The organism is Fibrisoma montanum (assembly GCF_003583365.1).
GTDB lineage: Bacteria > Bacteroidota > Bacteroidia > Cytophagales > Spirosomataceae > Fibrisoma > Fibrisoma montanum.
This window is the reverse complement of sequence record NZ_QXED01000014.1, coordinates 1-21058: the sequence shown is the minus strand read 5'-3', so window position 1 is coordinate 21058 and position 21058 is coordinate 1. Positions and strand designations below refer to the sequence as shown.

The 21058-nt window shown below is 57.1% G+C and carries 12 protein-coding genes; 1 reads left to right on the top strand and 11 read right to left on the bottom strand.

The genetic code is table 11. The features are described from left to right. Positions 1-230 precede the first annotated feature (230 nt). Both DYU11_RS29905 and DYU11_RS29900 read right to left on the bottom strand, forming a co-directional pair. Positions 231-10922, bottom strand: coding sequence for a putative Ig domain-containing protein (locus DYU11_RS29905; RefSeq protein WP_119671424.1), 10692 nt, complete (start codon positions 10920-10922; stop codon positions 231-233). Positions 10923-11025: 103 nt separating this feature from the next. After that, a complete protein-coding gene (locus DYU11_RS29900) occupies positions 11026-11559 on the bottom strand; it encodes a phage tail protein (RefSeq protein ID WP_199736830.1) in 534 nt (177 codons plus the stop codon). A 402-nt stretch (positions 11560-11961) separates the two neighbouring features. On the opposite strand from DYU11_RS29900, the gene DYU11_RS29895 reads away from it, so the two are divergent. Then, on the top strand, positions 11962-13545 hold the full coding sequence (locus DYU11_RS29895; protein ID WP_119671422.1) for a sulfatase family protein: 1584 nt from the start codon (positions 11962-11964) through the stop codon (positions 13543-13545). A gap of 182 nt (positions 13546-13727) precedes the next feature. On the opposite strand, the gene DYU11_RS33395 is transcribed toward DYU11_RS29895, so the two are convergent. The 9 genes from DYU11_RS33395 to DYU11_RS29855 form a co-directional block, all read right to left on the bottom strand. Continuing rightward, positions 13728-13895 (bottom strand): hypothetical protein, encoded by a 168-nt coding sequence (locus DYU11_RS33395; RefSeq protein WP_158600395.1) that lies wholly within the window; start codon positions 13893-13895, stop codon positions 13728-13730. A 274-nt stretch (positions 13896-14169) separates the two neighbouring features. After that, positions 14170-14484 (bottom strand): AAA family ATPase, encoded by a 315-nt coding sequence (locus DYU11_RS34040; RefSeq protein ID WP_374756013.1) that lies wholly within the window; start codon positions 14482-14484, stop codon positions 14170-14172. A gap of 238 nt (positions 14485-14722) precedes the next feature. Continuing rightward, on the bottom strand, positions 14723-15364 hold the full coding sequence (locus DYU11_RS29885; RefSeq protein ID WP_119671420.1) for a YdeI/OmpD-associated family protein: 642 nt from the start codon (positions 15362-15364) through the stop codon (positions 14723-14725). A 195-nt stretch (positions 15365-15559) separates the two neighbouring features. After that, the gene (locus DYU11_RS29880; RefSeq protein ID WP_119671419.1) at positions 15560-15976 is read right to left on the bottom strand and encodes a DUF1761 domain-containing protein; all 417 of its coding nucleotides are present in this window, start codon (positions 15974-15976) and stop codon (positions 15560-15562) included. Positions 15977-16157: 181 nt separating this feature from the next. Then, complete coding sequence (locus DYU11_RS29875) at positions 16158-16550, bottom strand: RidA family protein (RefSeq protein WP_119671418.1); 393 nt, start codon at positions 16548-16550, stop codon at positions 16158-16160. An 85-nt stretch (positions 16551-16635) separates the two neighbouring features. Next, on the bottom strand, positions 16636-17613 hold the full coding sequence (locus DYU11_RS29870) for a helix-turn-helix transcriptional regulator (RefSeq protein ID WP_119671417.1): 978 nt from the start codon (positions 17611-17613) through the stop codon (positions 16636-16638). 142 nt (positions 17614-17755) lie between these two features. Then, positions 17756-18733 (bottom strand): GntR family transcriptional regulator, encoded by a 978-nt coding sequence (locus DYU11_RS29865; RefSeq protein WP_119671416.1) that lies wholly within the window; start codon positions 18731-18733, stop codon positions 17756-17758. Between the two features lie 202 nt (positions 18734-18935). Then, positions 18936-19766: an SDR family oxidoreductase gene (locus DYU11_RS29860; protein WP_119671415.1), complete on the bottom strand. Its 831-nt coding sequence runs from the start codon at positions 19764-19766 to the stop codon at positions 18936-18938. Positions 19767-19855: 89 nt separating this feature from the next. Then, entirely contained in the window at positions 19856-20755 is a 900-nt protein-coding gene (locus DYU11_RS29855) for a helix-turn-helix domain-containing protein (protein WP_119671414.1), read from the bottom strand. Positions 20756-21058: the final 303 nt, after the last annotated feature.

The following is a 21058-nucleotide window of genomic DNA, read 5'->3' as shown; positions in this document are numbered from 1 at the left end:
GTTACACCAATACGTAAGGAACGCAAAATCGTAAAGGACCTGCTCGGTTTGGGTAAGCCTCAGCAGCTTGTAGCCTCGAACAAGCTAAGCCTGATCAGAGCACCCAGGCGTAAAAGCCATACTACTGGAAAGTAAACGAGCCGCAGAGGGATCCCCCTGCGGCTCGTTTACTTGTTAACCTGACTGCCTGGCAAACCGCATTCAGCGCATACGGCCTGCCCCATTTCACATTAGTGTTTGAGCAGCTTGACGACCTGCTGGCGGCTGGGCGTACTCACCCGCAGCAGGTACACGCCCCCGCTCGAACCCAGCTTCACCCGGTGCCGCCCATCGCCCTGACCGGCCGACAGCCCCTGCTCGCTGAGCACATGGCCCCGCTCATCGCTCACCACCAGACGTACCGGTTCCGAGCCCACGCCCGCTAGTTCCACGTCTACCCACTCACCCGCCGTCGGGTTGCCCAGCACCGTCACCCGCAGGGCCGTCGGGACCTCTTCGGCCGCCCGACGACTGCCCGACCCACAGGCCGACAGCCACTCATACCGGTAGCTCACCACCGTATTCCCCTGCCGGGCGATGAGCGTCAGGACCGGGTTGTCCGTGTACAGCGTCAGGCTGTAGGGCCCCGGGGCCGTGGTCGGCAGCAACTCATTGGCCACCGAGAAACTCACCGGCGAGCCGTCCAGACCACCGTACTGGGGACTGAAGCTCACCCGGCGCTGGCCCGCGCTGACCGCCTGGCACCCCAGTGTCTGCACGCTGCTGATGGTGAAGCCAGCCGGCTCACCCACCGTCGCTGAGCCCGGGGCCGTGACCGTCAGACGGAAGCTGCTGCTCACGCTCAGTCCCCCCGGGTCGGTGGCCGTGACCCGCACTTCCGACACGCCTGTCTGGGAGACGGTGCCCGTCAGGCTCGTGCCCGTCAGTTGTACCCCCACCGGCAGCCCTTCGGCCGTCAGCGTCAGGCTGGCTGGCGTCTCCTGATCGGCGAAGGTGTTCCCCAGCGCCAGGCTCACGGCACTGCCCGCAACCAGCGTCTGACTGACCAGCGGACTTACCACCCGGGGCGGGGTGTTGGTCTGGCCCAGTTGAGAGCAGGCCGCCAGCCAGTCGTACTCAAACGTACTCGGCTCGGCGCTGCCCGTCTGGGTGGCCCGCAACCTCAGGCGGGGGTTGTCCCGGTACAAGGTCAGCGAGTAAGGAGCCGGGTCAGTCGTCGCCACGAGTTCATTGAGGACCTCGAAGGCAACGGCCTCCCCGTTGAGGCCCGCGTACTGGGGCACAAAGACCACGTTGATGCGGTCGGCGACCGGCGTACAACGCAGCGTGGTGACCCCCGTCAGGGCGAAGGGCTGCGTGGGGGGGGGCGTGCCGGTAGCCGCTTTGATGACCAGCGTCAGGATGGTGCTGGCCGACAGCCCCCCAGGGTCGGTAGCCGTAATCGTTACCGACAGGGGCGAACCGGCTGTGGTCGAGGCCACCCCGCTGAGCGTGGCGCCGGCAAAGCTCAGCCCGGCGGGCACCCCGCGGGCCGACAGCGTCAGCGTGAGCGGGGTCTGCTCATCGGTGAACGTACCATCCGGTATGACATAGGTGAAAGCCTGCCCGACCGTCGCCGTCTGGCTGCTCAGGGCGTTGACCAGCCGGGGCGGGGTGTTGCTGCCGGCCATGGTACGGCAGGCTTCCAGCCAGTTGTAGCGGAAGTCGGCCTCGGCGGGTGTGCCCGTTTGGGTGGCCCGCAGGGTAATCACCGGATTATCGGTGTAGAGCTGCAGGGTGTAGGGCCCGGGCTGGGTGGTGGGCAGCAGCTCATTGGCCACCGAGAAGCTGACGGGCTGCCCCGTCAGGCCGCTGTAGCGGGGTGTGAAGCTGATGGCGAACCGATTGGGCACCAGCGGAGTACAACTGATGGTGGTGACGGCCGTGATGGCGAAGGGGCCGGCGGGTTGTTCATCCGCCGGACCAACGGTGAGCGTAAAGCCGGTGCTGACCGAGAGACTGGCGGGATCGGTAGCGGTGATGGTGACCCTGGACACGCCACTCATCGAGGGCGTACCGCTGATGCGTCCCCCCGCCAGAGTCAGGCCATCGGGCAGACCCGTGGCCACCAGGTTGAGGTCGTCTGGCGTTTCGGCATCAGAGAAGGCCGTGGCTACCACCAGGCTGAAGGCCGTCCCGACGGTCGCCGTCTGGTCGGCCAGGCCGGTGGTTGTCGGGGCGGTGTTGGCCGGACTGACGGTGAGACTGACGGTCGCCGAACGGGTCAGGGCCGTGGGCTGGGTGGCATCCGTCACCGTGACGGTGAAGGTCTGCACCCCGGCGGGCAGGGCGGCCACGGTGGCCGAATTGCCGCTGGGGGTGATAGTGCCCGGTCCGCTGAAGGTAAAGCCGTAGGGGGCCGTGCCGCCGGTGACGGTGGCTGTCAGGGTGGCGCTCTGGTTGGTCAGCAGCTGCTGAGGACTAGCCGTCAGGCTGACCAGCAGATCTGCGGGCTGGATCGTCAGCGTGTAGGGGGGGCTGGTGCCCACGCAGCCGTTCTGATCCCGGGCACTGACCAGCACCGAGTAGCTACCGGCCTCGGTGGGCGTGCCACTCAGTACGCCTGCACTGGATAGACTCAGACTGGGAGGCAGACTGCCACTAGCCAGCGAGTAGCTGTAGGGGGCACTGCCGCCACTGGCCACAAAGGCCTGGCTGAAGGCTACCCCCACCGTCGCGGTGCTGACCGCAGGGTTGGTGAGGGCCACCGTGGCCGTGGTGCTCAGCACGTCGGTGCTGGCAGTGGCCGAGCAGCCACTGGCCGCGGTGACGGTCACCGAGTAGGTACCGGCTGCGCTGATGGTGCGCACGGCGTTGGTGGAGTTGTCCTCCCAGCGGTAGGTCGCTCCGCCGGTGGCCGTCAGGCTCACACTGGGGCTGGTGCAGCTCAGCGTGGTGCTGGCCGGGGGCAGGATGCTGGCCATGGGCAGAGGATTGACCGTCAGGTTGGTGACGGCCATGGTCTGCTGGCTTCCGCTCTCGACGGTCAGCGTGGGGGTTTGTTCGCCCGAGCCGCTGGCTGTCAGGCTCTGGCTGAAGGCGGGGTTGCTGCTGACACCGGTGAGGCTGTTGGAGCCGCTGGTAAGCGTGTAAGCGTAGGAGCCGGTGACGTTACCGATGGTAGCGGTGAAGGTCACCGGACTGCCTGCGCAGACGGTGCTGGGTATGGCGGCCAGGCCGGTGATAGTCGGCGTGGCATTGCTCACCGTCAGTACGTAGGCGGGGCTGGTGCCCACGCAGCCGTTGGCGTCCCTGGCCCGAACGGTGATGGTGAAGCTGCCACCCTGGCTGGGCGTACCACTCAAGACACCCGCCGTGCTTAGGCTCAGCCCAGTGGGCAGACTGCCGCTGGCCAGACTGTAACTATACGGCCCCACTCCGCCACTGGCCACAAAGCTCTGGCTGAAGGGAGTGTTGACCGCTACGGCGGTGGTGGTGGGGTTGGCCACACTCACCACCGCCGTGGTGCTAGTCACCGTCGTGCTGGCACTGCTCACGCAGCCGTTGGCATCGGTGACACTCACCGAGTAGCTGCCCGCTGCGCTTACCGTAGTTCGGTTGCTGCTGCCAAGCTGAAGAGCGCCCCCGCTGAAGCTGTAACTCGTGCCCCCACTGGCCGTCAGCGTGACCGAGGTCTGGCTACAGGTCAGGGGCCCGTTGTTGACCAGCCCCGCGTTGGGCAGGGCGTTGACGGTGATCGTGGTGGTAGCCGTGCTGGTGAAGCCGTTGTCACCTGCGATCAGCGTCACCGTCAGCGGGCCCGTCTGGGTGGGCGTCAGGCTGCGGCTGAAGGCACTCATGCTGGTCGAGTTGGCCAGGGTCGTTACCCCATCGGTCAGGGTGAAGCTGTAGAAGCCCGTTACGTTGCCGATGCTGGCCGTGAAGCTCACCGGACTGCCCACGCAGACACTGTTGTCCACAGCGGCAAAGCCGGTGATGCTGGGCTGGCCCCCCAGTGGTGCTGTAACCGTCAGGTTGTAGGTTGGCCCCACGCCCACGCAACCAAGGACATCCGTGGCCCGCACAGTGAGGGGAAAGTTACCCTCCACCGTGGGGGTACCACTCAGCACCCCGCCTGCTGTCAGCGTCAGTCCGGTGGGCAGGGTGCCGCCCGCCAAGGAGAAGCTGAAAGAACCGCTGCCGCCCGACGCAGTAAAGGGCTGGCTGAAGGCAACTCCCTGGGTGGCGGTGGTAACGGTGGGGTTGGTGACGGTGAGTAAGGTAGTACCCTGAAATTCATAGGCGCCCATGTCCACGATTCCGGCCGGCGCTCCGGCGTTGTTGAACCGGCGGGGGTTGCCCGCCACATCGGTAGTGATGCCCATCAGGCCGGTGGCCGAGTTGAGGCCCGCGTCGATGGCGGGCGAACAGGGCAGGAGCCGCAAGTCTGTAGCCGACACAAAGGGTGAAGCTACCGTGGTCAGGTTGTTACCCCCATCGATGTAGCCTGTTACCGAGGCTTCCAGCAGGCTATTCTGAACCGTGACGGAGGTGTTGGCAGCTGTCTGGTTGGGAAAAGGATTCGCGCCATTGTTGTTGAACAGCACACAGTTGGTCAGGATCGTGGCAATGGTTCCTGCACCAGAAAGGATCCGGCCATCCACGACACCGGCTGAATTATTCAGAAACGAGCAGTTGACCAGCTGCGGTCTAATTTGCCCCCCATTGGAAATTAAATTATAAACGGCACTTCCCTGGGATTCGTCAGCAAACAAACAATTGATGAGCAGCGGACTGGCTGTTCCCCCACTAATGACTAAATTATCTATGGTACCCCTACTCCGGTTATTTCTAAATACGCAGTTGATCAGCGTAGGACTGGCAACAGACGTACTCCCAGAAGCCACGTTATATACCCCGCCACTTGACACCGGGCCGTTGTTGATAAACAGACAGTTGCGAATGGTAGGACTGCATACATCACCCGAACCGAAGCTGGGGTTACTCGTGTTGCGAATGGCTCCGGTTTCACTATTGGAACTAGGGCCGGTGATAACAGCCCCATCGAGAATGGCGGTGCTGGTCAGGCGAATCCGGTTATCAATAATGGCGTTGGAGTTGTCGGCGGTGCTGGTGGGGTCGCCAATCTCACCCGAGAGAGTTGTCGAAGAAGGGCTATCCGGGGTGATGGGGGGGCGTTGCGTCAAGTCCATTTCGTCTCCGTTGAAGCCGCCGTAGATGGCTACGTCGGGCAACATCTGGAAACTGATGCCACGCGCCGTGGTATTGGTGGGTTTATAGATGCCCCTGGCAATCCAGATCTCGGTGAGGTTCTGTCGGCAACTGTAGTTCAGGGCCGACTGCAAGTCCGTAAAGGCATCCTGCCAGCTCAGGCCCGTGTTGGCTCCACTCGCATTGGCCTTCACGTACAGCCGGGTGGGGGCGGCTCCATTCACCGTCAGGCTGGTAATGGCGGTGGTCGACTGCCCTCCGCTGGTAACGGTTAGCGTAAAGGGTTGCACCCCGGAGCCACTGGCCGTCAGGCTCTGGCTGAAAACAGGGCTGCTACTCGTGGCGGTAATAAAGGTACCCGCTCCATTAGTAAGGGTATAGCTATACGTCTCTGTTGCGTTGCCCACTGTAGCAGTAAAGGTTGCCACACTACCTAAGCAGACCGGATTTGGCGTGGCACTCAACCCAGCTAACGTAGGAGCTGCCCCCGGATTTACTGTGAGGCTATAGGCCATGCTGGCTGTGCCTACACAACCGTTAGCGTCGCTGGCCTGCACCAACACCGAGTAGCTGCCCGCTACTGTGGGCGTGCCACTCAGCACGCCCACAGTCGACACACTCAGGCTAGTCGGTAAGTTACTGCTGACCACACTGTAGCTGTAGGGACCACTGCCGCCACTGGCCGTGAAGGGCTGGCTGAAAGGCTGCCCCACCGTGGCGGTGGCGGTGGCCGGATTATTTACAATCAAGGTAGGGCAGCTGACCGTGAAGGACGTTGGGTCATTAGCCGCACCGGTGCCCGGATCATCGGTTAGGCCGGAAGTTTCGTTGGTACCATTGCCATCGTTATCGTAATTGATCGTGCCCTGATTGCTGATCTGTTGCCCACTGGTGGCGGAGTTGATCACGGCCGTGATGGTGATGGTTACCGAGCTCCCCCCCGTAATACTCCCATTCCAGGTCACGGTTCGAGTGCCTGGGTTGGCCATCGCCGTCCCGCTGGAAGCGGATGCGGCCACTAAACTTAGGCTACTGGGTAACACATCGGTAAACTCATTGCCGGGATTATTAGCCTGGGTACCTCCTGCTGCAGCGGTGTTCGTCAGCGTGATGGTATAGGTCACCGTACTACCTGGACTAAACGACCCCGAGACGGTCTTGGTACTGGTGATGCTTGCACCGATCTGAGGAGCCTGAATGCCCACACTAGTCGTGGTACTGAAGGCCGCGCAGCCTCCGCCCGCAGCAAGGGTATAGGTTACCGTATAACTACCCGGACTACTGTTGGCCGGTACAATCTGGCCGGTCCCAGTGTTCAAACTCAACCCCGTCGGTCTGCTGCTGTAGGTGCCACCCGCCGTACCCGTTTGGCTCACGTTGACGGGGCCACTGCTGGTGAGGAAAGGCGAACCCGCATAGGCAATGGTGGCCGAAGGAGCCGCCGTGACCGTGACGGTGGTGGTGGCCGTGGTACTCCGACCGCTGGCACTCACTGTCAGGGTGAAGGTTTGTATGCCCGAGCCGCTGGCCGTCAGGCTCTGGCTGAAGGCAGTCGTGTTAGCCGTGCCCGACAGCGGACTGCTGCCGTTGGTCAGTGTGAAGCTGTAGGGCGTCACTACGTTGCTTACCGTAGCGGTAAAGCTCACCGGGCTGCCCACACAAACGGGGTTGGGGCTGGCCGCAAAGCCGGTGATGGTGGGCCCGGCGCAGTTGGCCTCGACCTCGGCCAGCGTAGCGCAGCCCGGCGCATTGCCGCTGATACTTTTTCTATCCGCTGGTAAGGTGGCCAGCAACCGACAGATGGGCTCGGTAGCGCAGAGGCTCAGTTGGGGGTTATTTTGAATGGTCAGACCTTCCACGCTGGTGAGTGACCCGAGTCCGCTCAGGGTGGACAGGGCAGTGTTTGACGAAATTGTGAGAGTACTCCTCACCTGTCGGAGCTCACTCAGCCCACTCAGACTCGTCAGCAAGGGGTTACCAGAGATATTCAAATTGCTCCCCACGCTGGTGAGGGACTCGAGGCTGCTCAGGGTGGACAGGGCATCGTTGCCGAAGATTGTGAGATTACGCCCCACCTGTTGGAGACCGCTCAGGCTGCTCACACTCGTCAGCAAGGGGTTAGCAGAAATATTCAGATTGTTCCCCACGCTGGTGAGGGACTCGAGGCCGCTCAGGGTGGACAGGGCATCGTTTGAAATAATGAAGAGATCACCCCTCACCTGTCGGAGACCGCTCAGGCTGCTCACATTCGTCAGCAAGGGGTTATCGTCAATACCCAGACTAACCCCCACGCTGGTGAGTGACTCGAGACCGCTCAGGGTGGGCAGAGCATTGTTTGCGTAAATTCCGAGATTCCCCCCCACTTGTCGGAGTGCGCTCAGTCCACTCACACTCGTCAGCAAAGGGTTAGCTTGAATAAGCAGAGTGGCTCCCACGCTGGTGAGGGATGCCAACGGACTCAGGTCTGTGATGTCGGCCCCTGAAATGGTTAAGGTGCCGGGCACGACGAAACAACCCGGGGGGAAGGCATCGACCTGGGCCTGGTTGGTTAGTGTCACGTCACCCGTGGGGCATTGCACTACCGGGGCATTCACCGTCAGGGTGTAAGTTGGCCCCACGCCCACGCAACCGTTGGCATCGGTGGCCCGCACCGTGATGAGAAAGCTGCCGTCCACCGTGGAGGTGCCGCTGAGGACCCCAGTTGTATTCAATGTCAACCCGTTAGGCAGACTACCACTGGCCAGACTGTAATTATACGGCCCCACTCCGCCCGATGCGGTAAAGCTCTGGCTGAAAGCGGTGCTGACGATAGCCGTGCTGACGGTTGGATTGCTCACCGTCACCGCGTTCACTGTCACACTGGTGGTAGCCGTGGCTGACGGGCCGCCATCATTCACGGTGAGGGTGAAGGTCTGGGGGCCATTGCCGCTGGCCGTCAGATTCTGGCTGAAAGCCGTGCTGTTGGCAGTACCGATCGTGCTACTCGTACCGTTGGACAGCGTGAAGCTGTAGGGTGTCACTACGTTGCTTACCGTAACGGTAAAGCTCAGAGGGCTGCCCGCACAAACAGGGTTCGGATTGGCCGCAAAGCCTACGATGGTGGGCGTGGGGTCACTCACCAACTGGCAGGCTGAGAACTCCGAAGTATTGCCGCCCACATCAGTGGCCGTGGCCGTAATGAACTGCCCATTGGTCAGGGGCGGTACCGTTACGCTGAAGGTGGCCAGTCCGCTCCCATTGGTGCTGACGGTAGCCGAACCGAGGTACGTCTGTCCCTGCCCAAAGCCCGAAGCTCCACAGACCGCGTTGGCATACACATCAATGGTGAACGAAGACGATTGCGTGCTGGTCAGGGAGCCGCCCACCGAGGTAGCCCCCGGCAGCAACGGGCCAAGAACGGGGAAGTTCTGGCTCAGGTTAACCCCCCCGTCGGCATCGGTGGCGTCGTTGGCCGTAACGCCATCGTTGCCCAGGTCGATGCCCAGGGCGCCGTTACCAAAAATCTGGTTGCCCCGTATCCGAACCCCCGTCAGTGTCCTTCGAGAATCGTCGAGAATAACCCCTTCCTGCTGGTTAAAGGCAATCCGGTTGGCTTCGCCCGGTCCCGTCCCGCCAATCACGATGGTGTTGCTGTTGGTGCTGGTGAGGTTACCGCTAATATAAATCCCCACCAGGTTCGACAGCGAACTGGTGCCGGTAATGTCGGTGCCGATGTAGTTGCCCAGCACAGTGGCCGAGTTGGGGCCAGAGAGAATAAGTATACCGGGCCGGAAGTTGCCCGAAATCAGGTTGCGGGCGGCTGGTGTGCTGCCCCCAATCAGGAGGTTCATCACTTGTTCGATGCGCAGGCCACTTACGTTGGTGCCCAGTGAGGCCGTTCCGGTGGCATTGGTGCCCACCAGATTGCCCTGCACCCTATGGTCATTGCCCACCAGATTGATATTATCGCTAAGATTCCCCGACACCACATTCCCCGCGCCGGGGGTAGTGCCACCAATCAGCACATTGTTGCCCCTGATGCGGATGCCGTTGATACCGTTGCCCTGCCGGGTCATGCCGGTAGGGTCGGTGCCGATATAGTTGGTCTGGATGGTGTGGTTAGAACTGCCATCGGCAAATATGCCATACTCCCCAAAGCGGTTAATCACCAAGCCCCGGATGGTGCTGCCGTCAGACCCCGTACCCAGATGCAGACCCGTCTGCTCCTCCGTTGCGCCGGCAGTAGTGCCGTTGAGTTCGATGCGCAGGCCACCTACGGCGGTGGTAGCGCCGGGTTGGGTCAGCCCGTCGATAAACACGGGTTTGGTCAGGATGGGTAGCACGGATTGGGGCGTAATGGTCTGCACCCCTGATCCGGCAATGTTGAAGCTAATAGTAAACGGGCCGGGGCAGGTGGTAGCCGCTACGTCGAGCATGGCCTGGCGCAAACTACCAGGGCCAGTATCGTTGGTGTTGGTGACGGTGTAGACAGAAGAACCACAGGGATTTTCCTGCCGCAAAAACCGCCCAGTGCTGTTGATGAGGGCATCGAAGAGGTCAGGGTCGCCGTCGTTGTCGTAATCCACTACATGCAGCCCGCTGTTGTTAGGGCTGGGCCGGTTGATGCCCACGCCAAAGGTGATGCCATTGAGCGGGCCGCTGGTAAAGGTGCCCGATGCGTTGGCGTTGATGGCGGTAGCAAAGCTGCCGTCGCCGTTGTTGAGCCGCAGCCCGATGGTGCTGACCGTATTGCCCGTCTGGAAAAGAACATCCAGGTCATCATCGCTGTCTACATCGAAGAATACCCGCGATGAACCTGATGTCTGGGAGACAAAAGGGCTGGTAGTTTCCGTAAACGTCCCGTTACCATTATTGCGCAGGATGCGCCCGGCCGAGTTATCGAAACTCTCATACAGGTCTTCGTCGCCGTCGTTGTCAAAATCGAGGGCAATCTGGCGATTATTGGCAATAGCAGTGCCAAAAGTGATGCCGTTGAGGGGGCCGCTGGTGAACTGGCCCGATGCATTGGCGTTGATGGCTGCAGCAAAGGTGCCGTTCCCGTTGTTAAGCCGCAGCCCGATGGTGCTCAGGCTGTTGTCGGTCTGGAAAAGTATATCCCTGTCGCCGTCGTTGTCAGCGTCGAAAAACACCCGTGCGGTGCCCGAGGTCTGGGAGGCAAAGGGGCTGGTGATTTCCGTAAAAGAGCCGTTGCCGTTATTGCGCAGGATGCGCCCGGCTGAGCTATCGAAACTTTCGTACAGATCCTCGTCGCCGTCTTTATCATAATCGATCACCACCTGCCGGCCAATCACAATCCCGATGCTAAAGGTAATGCCATTGAGCGGGCCGCTCGTAAAGGTACCCGATGCGTTGGCGTTGATGGCGGTAGCAAAGCTGCCGTCGCCGTTGTTGAGCCGCAACCCGATGGCGCTCAGGCTGTTGCTGGTCTGGAAGAGATAATCCGGGTCGCCGTCATTGTCGGCGTCGAAAAACACCCGCGAATTCTGAAATGTCTGCGAAGCAAACGGACTGGTTTGCACGCTGTACGTTACGTCAGCCAGCAGCAGTGGTTTTATTACGCGGTGGGTGGACGGGGCGGGTTTAGCCAGCAGGTAGCTACTCAACAGCAACAGGCCAGCCAGTATACTGCTGAGTCGGGTTGTGAGGGGCTGGCTGGCCCAAAAACGGCGGCTCCGGCTTTGAAATAGCGAAGGAAAGTAAGAGTTTTTCATACGAAGGTGGTAATAGATTAGGATTAGGCAATGGCTCACCGCCACGACATTCCCCTTCCTGTTTTCCAGGAAGGGGAATGCTCGCGATCAGCAGCGGAATTGTTTAGGGGTGACTTGGGTAGATCCCCTCCGTAGCGATGCAGTAATTCAGCGTCAGGTAAGGCTGCATGTTTTCGTGGGACTGCGAGCCACCCGCCGGGGAAATCGCCTGCGGATTGAAGTAGGCATCCATAAAAGTGCCATAGGCATTTACGGTTGCACCGCCGGGGGTAGCAATGGCGGCCACGGCCGGGAGGTGGCCTTGGGGCGAGCTTTCGGTAGCGGGCTGGTCGGACACCATCATAAGATGGTTGTGCTGCGGCATCTGAGTAATCAGCAGCGTTACATGTTCGGTGCCTGATTCATCGCCTATGATGCGCAGATTCAGGCCGGGTCCCTGTCCTTGCCCAATAGCGACGCGCCCCCGCAGATCGGGCAGGGCGAAGGTGTTGATACCATCCCCCCCATACTTGACACCGAGCAGGGAGTAGAGGGCTGAATTCTGGGCAATAGACAGCAGTTGACCGTTACACAACATCCAGCCTTTGGGGGCGAAATCGAAAGCAAAAAGTTGGACCTGACCGATAAATGGTTCCATAATATACTAAGACGGTTGTGAGAAAGTGAAACAACGACGGCCCCGTCTTTTACAAAGGATTGGCGACTGACGGGAATGTACGCGCAAGTACCATCCCGGCCCGCTCAGGCGCTAACACTCTCGTTGCATTGTTTAACACTCTCGTTACACTCTCCGCAAAAAGGGCTGATTTTATTTTTTTAAGTAGCGATTTGAGCGAAGCACTATGGCCCAAAAAAGTTACTTACTACCATAAATCATTAATCAAAACTGCTTCTAAACAAATTTTGTACACTAACACAAAAAAAACGAGTTAATGAAACATTAGTGTTAATTAACGTAACGAGAGTGTTAGCGGATGCTAGTTATTAGGTCTTACTTGCCGGGGTAAATACATCGTTCACGTTTACTTCCTACGCATTTATGCAATCCCAAAAACCAGTACCGACCCAGGGTACACTCCCCGAAAAGCCTAACCTGCTTTTCATCATCACCGATCAGGATCGGGGGTTGATGCATTTTCCACCCGGTTGGGAAATGCAGAACCTGACGGCCATGCCCCGGTTGCGCCGGCATGGTATCACCTTCACCCGCGCCTATTGCAGCACCTGTATGTGCTCACCCAGCCGCGCTACTCTTTTCACAGGTACGTTCCCGCCCGAGCACGGGGTTATTCTGACGCTCACCCAGGCTATGACCTACTCGGACCAGGAGCCAACCCTGGCCACCGACTTCCAGAATATGTCGCGGATGCTGACGGCGGGAGGTTATGCGGTCAGTTACATTGGCAAGTGGCACCTCTCTAAAGATACCTACGGGGGCTTCGACAACATGGTGCCTAAAGAAATGATGGAGTACGGCTTTGCGGGCTGGCTGCCCCCCGACGCGGGCGAAGATGTGGCCCCGGAACACTTTGGGGGTGGGCGAGCCAACCGCGACCTGGCTTACATAAACCAGGCTATCAATTTTCTCTACAATGTGCAGCAGGGCAACAACACCGAACCATTTGCGCTGTTTCTGTCGCTGGTAAATCCGCACGACGTGCTGGCCTTCCCCAAAACCTGGCAGGACGATTATGGTCCTGAATTTCTGGAGGGCGATATTCAGTTGCCCGAAACAGTTCACGAAGACCTGAGCCTCAAGCCAACCGTGCAGCAACTGCTGGTGCCGTATCTGGCGGGGGGGCTGGGGCCGTTGCCCACCGACGAGATGAAGCGGCAGTATTTGAACTTCTATGCTAACCTCATTAAACACACCGACGCCCAGATTAATACCGTGCTCGATGTGCTCTATCAGGTGTACGACACCAAAACCGGACGCTCGCTGGCCGATACGACCCTGGTGGTACGCACCGCCGACCACGGCGAAATGGGCATGACCCACCACGGCATGCGGCAGAAGATATTCAATGCCTACGAAGAAACCATGAGCGTGCCGCTGGTGATTTCCAACCCGGTGCTGTTTTCCGAACCGGCGGTGAGCGACCAGTTTTTCAGCCTCGTCGATATGATGCCCACCATCGATGGGTTTCTGAAGCTGGGCAATCCGCTGGGCTATACCTTCCGGGGTTGTGATCTTTCGCCCGTGATCCGGCATCCCCGGATGAGCGAGCCGGTGCAGGATGCCATTCTGTTTACGTTCGACGATTTCCGGGCGGGCAACGGCAACGCAATCAACCCACTGCCAGCGGCCAACCGCATTCGCTGCATCCGCGAAGAGCGCTGGAAGTATGCGTACTACTTTTATATTGCGCCCCCCGAGCAGGATCCGCCCCAGAGTTACCCCCGCGAATACGAAATGTATGACCTGGAACACGACCCGCTGGAAACCAACAACCTGGCCAATCCAGCCAATCCGCTCTATAATGACAAACTGATTGCTGCCGAACGCGAACGGCTTCACCAAAAACTCCTAACGCTCGAAGCCCAGAAACTGGGTGCAATGGCTATGGCAGAGGACGTAGGGGCCGCTATTGACCAACGGCAGCCGGCGTCGTCGGCGCAGTAACCTTCATTACGCCTTGCTCATTTACGGCCTTATATCGGCGGTATCGGCCTAGCATGAATCGACCATTCCTTAGCGCACTAGGGAATGGTCGATGGTTATCAGCGGCCTGGCTATACTGCGACGCCCCCATACCGATGCTGAACCACTTTACCTAAATACGACAGCCTATCAACCCCAACCGCTTAAGCCACCGGCGGGACAGTAGCCTCACCCGTGGCCAGCAGGTCGGCGGCTTTGACAATCGGGTAGTCGGCGGCAAACACCGGGCGCACATAGGCCCGGATGACGTCGTTGTCGTCGAAGATGAGCAGCCCATTGTGAGAGGAGGTTGGTGAGCCCTCCGTCTCCATTGTGTTGCTCTGGCCGGGTAACGGCAACTCCGGGGGGCGTCTGGTGAAGCCATGAGCGATCCCGGCTAACGAGTCATCAGGTGACTTTGTCAACACACTAGGAAAATGGCTAACCCAGGAGCATGGGTTAGCCATTTTCATTGATTGGAAACTGTCAGGATGATTTGATCAGTAGAGTGTACTGATCAAATCATCCATTCGTTCTGCACAGCAACTTGTTTATTAGCTCAACTCGCCCGCTAACAAACGAGCTAACCCTGATAGAGGCACAAAACTACCGGACGAGGTAGTTTGCAGCAGCGGGCCGCCGTAGACGACGTAACTGTTGGACGAGGGGATACCCAAACAGGTCTGGCACTCGCTGAACCACATCAAAAATGGCTCCGTTGGTATAATTGGCCAGAAACCCACGCGGGTCCGTTTGGGCAAGAGTTCGTACATCAGGCTCTTCCAGGAGCACACATGGTAGGTCGGGGGAAGCGGTCTGTACCAAGGTTGACTTGCCAGACTGCCGAGGCCCGGTTAGGGTAATGACGGGGTAGTACTGGGCGAGTTGAAGCAGCTTAGGGGTGAGCAGGCGTTGGAGCATGCCACAAAGCTCCGGCATCATGGACAAATTTGCATTCCGAATGCAAATTTGTCCATGATGCCGTACTTATTGTGACGCTGATAGCCGCCGGATACAATTATTACAAGAGCCAACATGTGTTGAAGGAATCACCGGACAAACGAAGTAACTCCAATAAAAACCAGACCCATAAATATACGTGGTCAGCCATCACATTCAATTTCGCTTGGCCCCAGTCGAAGTCTCGGCTATCCGATAGTCACAAGGCAGGTTCCTGGTTGATCCCGTCGTTTAACAGATTATCCGAACGCTGCCCACGCACTCGCTGTAAAATTTTTGGTTTCTGTTGTCGATTAGCGTCTTCGACCAGTTCGGCCAGGCGGTTCTGGCGGGTTTGGGTCCGCTTGGCTAATACCAGCCACAGTAACAACGTGCGTTGATCCGACCGGCTCAGACCACAAAAGAACGCTTTGGCGTTTGGTTTTTGGCCAAAAGCATCCTCCAGATCGGCCGGGATGACCAGCGCTTCGATGTCATCCAGCAAGAGCCACGATCCGTTTTGCTGCGCTCGTTCAACGCAGACTAAACCGGTTGGGGTCATTAGTCCGGCTTTTGTCAGCCGCTCGATGCGCGCTTTGTTGACCTTCGACCAGCCGCTGGTGGGTTTTCGAGGGCTGAAAAACTGACGGTAATGATAGTCGTCGATGGGTTGGGCCCGGCTATCAATCCAACCGAAACAAAGGGCTTCCTCAACGGCTTCCGCATAATTTACGCCTACCGTCGGGGCTTTTTTCTTGGGATAGATCAGCCAAACGGCCTGGGCGGTCTGGTGATGTTCCTGCAACCACGCCCGCCAGTGCTGGCGACTCGTTGGCGCAAACGAATTAATGGCTTGTTGCATCCGGGTAAGATCTTAAGGTGAATGAGCCTAGTTTTACGTTAACGTGAGTTATGGATAGTCTCCAAATCTAAATGAGCTTTTGTCATCCCGACAAAAAGCTCTATCACATCCAGTGATAGCTTAAGCGTGCTTGAAAGTCGAATTATATAACTAGTACCCAGCCGTTATGAATACTGCCTGGTACCGACTAATTCATCAACGCATGGCGACCAAAATGAGACAGGCCAGCGTAATGCCTACCAGGTGATACGTACCCGTGATCACGCTGTAGAGAAAAGGACGGGGAATGTTCGGATTAATGGCAATGTTGGTCGTATTCGACACCAGAAAACCCATGCCAATAAATAAGGCAAACAGCAGCGCACTACCGTACGAATGAATGTCCAGCGCATACATCAGCACCGTGCTGGCCAAGAGAATGACCAGTACACACAAGGCGGGGCCGACAATGTAGAGGGGCGACTGATTGTTGAGCGTCTGGTTCGCTTTGCCCAGCGACACCTTATACGCCTGCGGGAAAAGCTTCGTGTACCACAGGCCACCCAGCATAAAATAAACGACAAAAGCGACCACAACACTAAACCAGTTGATAGCGGATAATACAGTAAACATGGCTATAAGGAGGAGAGGTGAACGAGATATTGACCGGTAATTATGATAAAGCCGACCCGCCCGAGCGGTCGCTGTCCCTACTGAAAGCCCGAGGCCTATTCTATTCGGGACTACGAAAAACGGAGGGCATTTAGTAGCTACACTGGGGCAGTTACGCAGCCGCCCCAGTGTAGCCGAAGACTTACTTGACAACCGTCGCTTCGAGTTCGATGGTCAATCCGCCAAACAACCCGTTCACTTCAACCATCGAGGTGGCTTGCTTGATGCCATGCTTGGCCAGCCAGCCCGGATACACATCCATACACGTGCTGAAAAACTCGGCCGTCGAGGTGGTATACACGTTTAGCCGAACGATCCCACTACAGGCGTAGCCCGCTTCTTCGATAAGCTGTTCCAGGTTCTGGATCGTCTGGAGCAGTTGGGTTCGCATATCGGCGGCAACGACTTGCCCGTCCGCGTCGATGGCTACCTGGCCCGAGCAATACAACGTACCTTCAACCTGCTTAACCTCAACGGCTTGTACTGAGTTTGTGCGCTCGCCCCACTTCCAGGGATCAATAAGTTGCTTTTGCATTTGCGTTTGCGTTTTTGTGAATAAGGATGTTTGTCGGTTGACATTACAAAGGTCGTTCCGGCCAGTGACAGCCTTATGTCATACCCTATTCAGGGAACGCAAAAAAGTTTTGGGCCCGTCCCGAGAGCTCGGACAGGTGCTGCCGCAGCGTGGGCGGTTCAACTACGGTTACCGCACCGGCGTAGGGCAGCAGCCAGGCGGCCAGGTACGTCAGCGAGCCGATAATGAACGTCATCTCCACCTGCCCGTCGGGTAGGAGCTGCTCATGTGCCCAGCCATACTGATATTTGGTATCCTGCCAGTGCTGGGCCAGCGCGGGCAGGATAGCCTCCCGTTGCCAGCGAATAACAACTTTTAGCTTCGTTCCCCGTTCAGCTTCGGCCGTCAGGTACTGCCGAAGGGTTTCGGGGCGAGCCGTAAACCTTTCCTGGCTAACGGTTAGGTGCTGGATGCGGTCGAGTCGAAAATCACGGAAGTTCTGCCGGAGTCGGCAATAGGCTACCATGTGCCAGCGATAGTTCATGTACAGGCCAATCGGCTCTACCTCACGTTGGGAAGGAGCCTCCGCGTCGGGTGCCCAGTAGGTCAGCTGCACCACGCGCTGATTGGTGATGGCCGTTAACAACTGCTGATACGCATTCGAATGACCCGGTTGATTAACGGGTCCCAGCACCTGAATGTGTGGGCTGAGGGTTTCAAGGTGGTCGCGGTCATTCCGGCGCAGGGCCGAGCGCAGCTTGTCCATAGCCGAGCCGGTGAGCTGGGCGGTGGGGGCGTCCGTGAGTTGAGCGGCCATCTTTTCGGCCGTGAGCAGGGCAATGGCTTCCTCCCGGGTAAACATAACGGGGGGGAGCCGATACCCCTCCATCAGCATGTAGCCTTTGCCCTCCTGGGTGACGACCGGAACGCCCGCTTCTTCGAGGGAACGAATGTCGCGGTAGATCGTCCGCGTACTGACCGAAAAGCGCTGGGCTAGTTCGGTGGCGGTCAGCAGGCGCTTTGTCTGAAGCAGCGTTAAAAGGGCAACCAGTCGGGAAAGGCGGGTTATTTCGTTGTCAATCATGTAGCAGACAATATGCTTTTTACTAATGAAATTCAAGCAAGCGGCATTGACTTTACTTACAGTCGCCGACGCTCACATCTGACCTGCTAAAGGGACAATGGCGCCGTAACCCGTTGGTAACGCTAACAAACTGGGGTCAGCATTAAAGGGATTGACGAATGTTAAGCTGCCAGGGATTTTCGATGGTGCAAATGGCTTTCGTATCAAGGAGCTGCGCCATGGTTTTTCCCATTAATTTGAAATCCGTAGAAAGGGTGGTAATGCCCCCGGCCAAGATCTCTTTCAATGGGGTATCGTTATAGGAGATGATGCCGAAGTCAGTTCCGGGGGTTAGCCGCTGAGCGATCGCCTGCTTAATAAGGGCTGCCAGATCTTCATCCTTCACAACGATGTAAACATCCCCTTGGCTGATCATCCGGTCTGCGGTTGTGGGGATGTAATCATGATCGAACCCGTATTCCTTGCAGAAAGCCTTAAGTCCATCGTACCGTTCTTCGGGCTCTTTCTCTTCCCGTTGAACCATAAAAATCCGCTTGTATTTTCGAAGCAGGTCCCGTCCAGAAACTAAGGCTTCGTACGTGTTCTTTTCGAAATCCTGGAACACGGCCGAATACTTTCCTTTTAACTCAGGATGGAAATGGTCCAGTAAAAACACACGTCCAGCAAGCGAGTCCAGCAACGGTGCAATACCCTGAAATTTTCCCGACATGATGACGTAGTCGGTGTATTTGTGGTTGGCGTCACGCACCAGCGTTTCGAACACCTTCCGATTGTAATTGTGGAAATAGATATCAACGGTTACTGAGGTGCCAGCCGACTCCATAAACGATTTAAACAGCACCTCTTTAAACTCGTTGAGTTCATTGAAGAGCAGAAATATGTTATGACCGGCTTCAATTTGGGTACGGGTCACAAAGTAGCCCACTCCATGATTAGACTCAATAATTCCCTTAGCGACCAGTTCGCGTAAACCCGCAAAAACCGTATCACGCGACAGATTGTACAGACTTCGGAACTCGTTGATGGACGGTATCCAGTCCCCTTTCTTGTATTCCTCGCTGGCGATTCGGTTCGTTACGTGGCTAACGATCAGGTTGTATTTTGATTTGTTCTCTTTCACGTAGGCAGGGTATGCCGCAAAGATACATTGTCTGAAGGCTACCTGTTCAACGTACTAAACGCGTTGTTCTCCCGGAGGTGAGTTGCCCTACCCTGGTACTTACTTTTTTATAGTAGCTTCTCAACGGTAGCATCTCCCAAACAAAAAGAACCGGACGTAGTAACGCCGGTTCTGTAAACACATAGCTAAATTGATAACTATTCTATTGCGTATCGATCACACTAGACAGCGCCAGGTCTTTTTGAGCCTCAAGTTCGGCCAGTCGCGCCATGAGTGAGGCCCGCATATCTTCGTAAGCATCTTTGCCAAGAGCCAGTCGCCTGGGTGCTGGCGAAGTCCCAACGCAGTCGATCATCGCCTGCACCGTTTTATTAACGTCGCCGGTAATTGGAAATGTCCCTTCCGCGATAGCCCGGCGCGTATCACCAGCGGGCGTGTTTTCGTAAACGTCCATTACAGGAGCGGTAACCATGGCTGACCCAAATGATGTGTGATGAGCTCCTGGCTCCACAATAGTCACGTCAATGTGAAAAGGCGCCACTTCCTTGGCGAGGGTATCGCAAAAGCCTTCGATAGCCCACTTCGTCGTGTGGTAGTAGCTAAAGTTAGGATACGTAGTTTGTCCCCCCGCCGACGACAATTGGAGAATATGCCCCCCACCCTGTTCACGAAGATAGGGCAATGCAGCTCTGATGACTTGGATTGAGCCCGTAATATTGGTATCAAATAACTGCTGAATCTGCTCGTTTTCTGCTTCTTCAGCGGCACAGAACAGGGCATAGCCAGCACTATTGACAATGACGTCAAGCCTACCCAGGTCAGCCACCGCCCGGTCGATAGTTTGTCGAATGGCATCTGTATGGGTAACGTCCAGCAAAGCTATCCATAACTGATCGCCATACTGTTGCTTTAACTCATCGAGCGCACCTTCTTTACGAACGGTTGCGGCTACCTGGTTTCCTTGCTGGAGCAGTTTCTCTGTCAGCGCTCGTCCCAGGCCGGAAGAAGCTCCGGTAATGAACCATGTTTTCATGAGCAATAATAGTAGCTAAAAGTACACCACAAAGGTATACGGCGTGTCAGCGCCCCCTCTGACGAGATTCAAAGGAAAGCTGACCTAATTCAACTGGTTTGTCGGAACGACGAAGGCGTCTGTCTGGTATGACTGCGAAAAGCTTTCGTAAAGTGCGTTGGCTCCTCAAATCCCAGACTGTTACTGATCTGGCTGATTGACCAATTCGAATGCATCAGCAGCGCGCGGGCTTCCTGCATGAGCCGTTCAGCAATGAGCTGCGTGGTGGTCCGGCCCGTTACGGTCTTCAGGACTTGATTCAGATAATTAGGATGAACAGCCAGCTCCTGAGCAAAGGCCTGAGGACTGCGCAGTCGGATGGGTTGAAATGGGGTAACCAGCGGGAACTGCCCGGCCAGTAGCGTTTTGAACGACTCTGTTAGCCGGGTTGCTGCGGTTTGCTTCCGGATGTCAGACTCGGGCTGCAGCTTTAGCGCCTGATGGATGCACTCCAACACGTACAAAAACAGCAACTGATGTTTACCGACGTAGTCAGAATCCTGCTCCGCCAACATTTTCAGGAACAAAGCGGTAAAGGTCTCTTTCTCCTGAGGGGCCAGCTGATAGACCGACTGCCGGTCTGCATCAAACACCAACAAGTTGGCGGGGCGGAGATGGGTATGCATCGGTAAAAAATCGGCCGTGAACAAGCAGGCATAGCCACTACAGCTACCGCTGTGCACCTCCCAGCGATACGGTGTTTCCTGATTGGTAAATACCAGCGCACACTGACCAGGCTCCACTCGATAAGACTGGTCCCGGTAGTGGTAGGTAGCATGCCCGGTAATGAGCGATATTTTGTAAAAGTCTTTTCGGGTGTAAACGGCCGTTGCCGCCACGCTTTCAGCCGATAAATCATCTAAACGAATAACGGCAATCGTACCGGACACCGGCGGTGATGTTGCCGCCTGGGAGGGAGCAAAGTCAGCAATGTTCTGATGTTTTGTCATGACTGAATTGTCCGGCTATGAGAGCCGTAAATGTTCTACCTTGTACTTCACTACATCATCACAACCGATATTTTGATGCATTGTTAATAATAAATCGTACCAGTTCGTACCAGTTAGATCTTTTTGTTATATTTGACGCAGGTCACTGTTGGCGTGTATTGATTATGAGCTTAAGGATGTCTTAGCCCCCTGAAGAGTTGGACAAAATTGTAAAAACAATTAAGTCCTTTTAACTTCAGAAATGATGAGCAAAACCAGACGAACGTTCACCCCCGAGGACCGCTATTCCATCGTCCAGGAGTC

What these genes read in the sequence shown, in the direction of transcription:
- DYU11_RS29905 (WP_119671424.1), bottom strand. Translation starts at nt 10,922, where the DNA reads ATGAAAAACTCTTACTTTCCTTCGCTATTTCAAAGCCGGAGCCGCCGT.
- DYU11_RS29900 (WP_199736830.1), bottom strand. Translation starts at nt 11,559, where the DNA reads ATGGAACCATTTATCGGTCAGGTCCAACTTTTTGCTTTCGATTTCGCC.
- DYU11_RS29895 (WP_119671422.1), top strand. Translation starts at nt 11,962, where the DNA reads ATGCAATCCCAAAAACCAGTACCGACCCAGGGTACACTCCCCGAAAAG.
- DYU11_RS33395 (WP_158600395.1), bottom strand. Translation starts at nt 13,895, where the DNA reads ATGGAGACGGAGGGCTCACCAACCTCCTCTCACAATGGGCTGCTCATC.
- DYU11_RS34040 (WP_374756013.1), bottom strand. Translation starts at nt 14,484, where the DNA reads ATGCTCCAACGCCTGCTCACCCCTAAGCTGCTTCAACTCGCCCAGTAC.
- DYU11_RS29885 (WP_119671420.1), bottom strand. Translation starts at nt 15,364, where the DNA reads ATGCAACAAGCCATTAATTCGTTTGCGCCAACGAGTCGCCAGCACTGG.
- DYU11_RS29880 (WP_119671419.1), bottom strand. Translation starts at nt 15,976, where the DNA reads ATGTTTACTGTATTATCCGCTATCAACTGGTTTAGTGTTGTGGTCGCT.
- DYU11_RS29875 (WP_119671418.1), bottom strand. Translation starts at nt 16,550, where the DNA reads ATGCAAAAGCAACTTATTGATCCCTGGAAGTGGGGCGAGCGCACAAAC.
- DYU11_RS29870 (WP_119671417.1), bottom strand. Translation starts at nt 17,613, where the DNA reads ATGATTGACAACGAAATAACCCGCCTTTCCCGACTGGTTGCCCTTTTA.
- DYU11_RS29860 (WP_119671415.1), bottom strand. Translation starts at nt 19,766, where the DNA reads ATGAAAACATGGTTCATTACCGGAGCTTCTTCCGGCCTGGGACGAGCG.
- DYU11_RS29855 (WP_119671414.1), bottom strand. Translation starts at nt 20,755, where the DNA reads ATGACAAAACATCAGAACATTGCTGACTTTGCTCCCTCCCAGGCGGCA.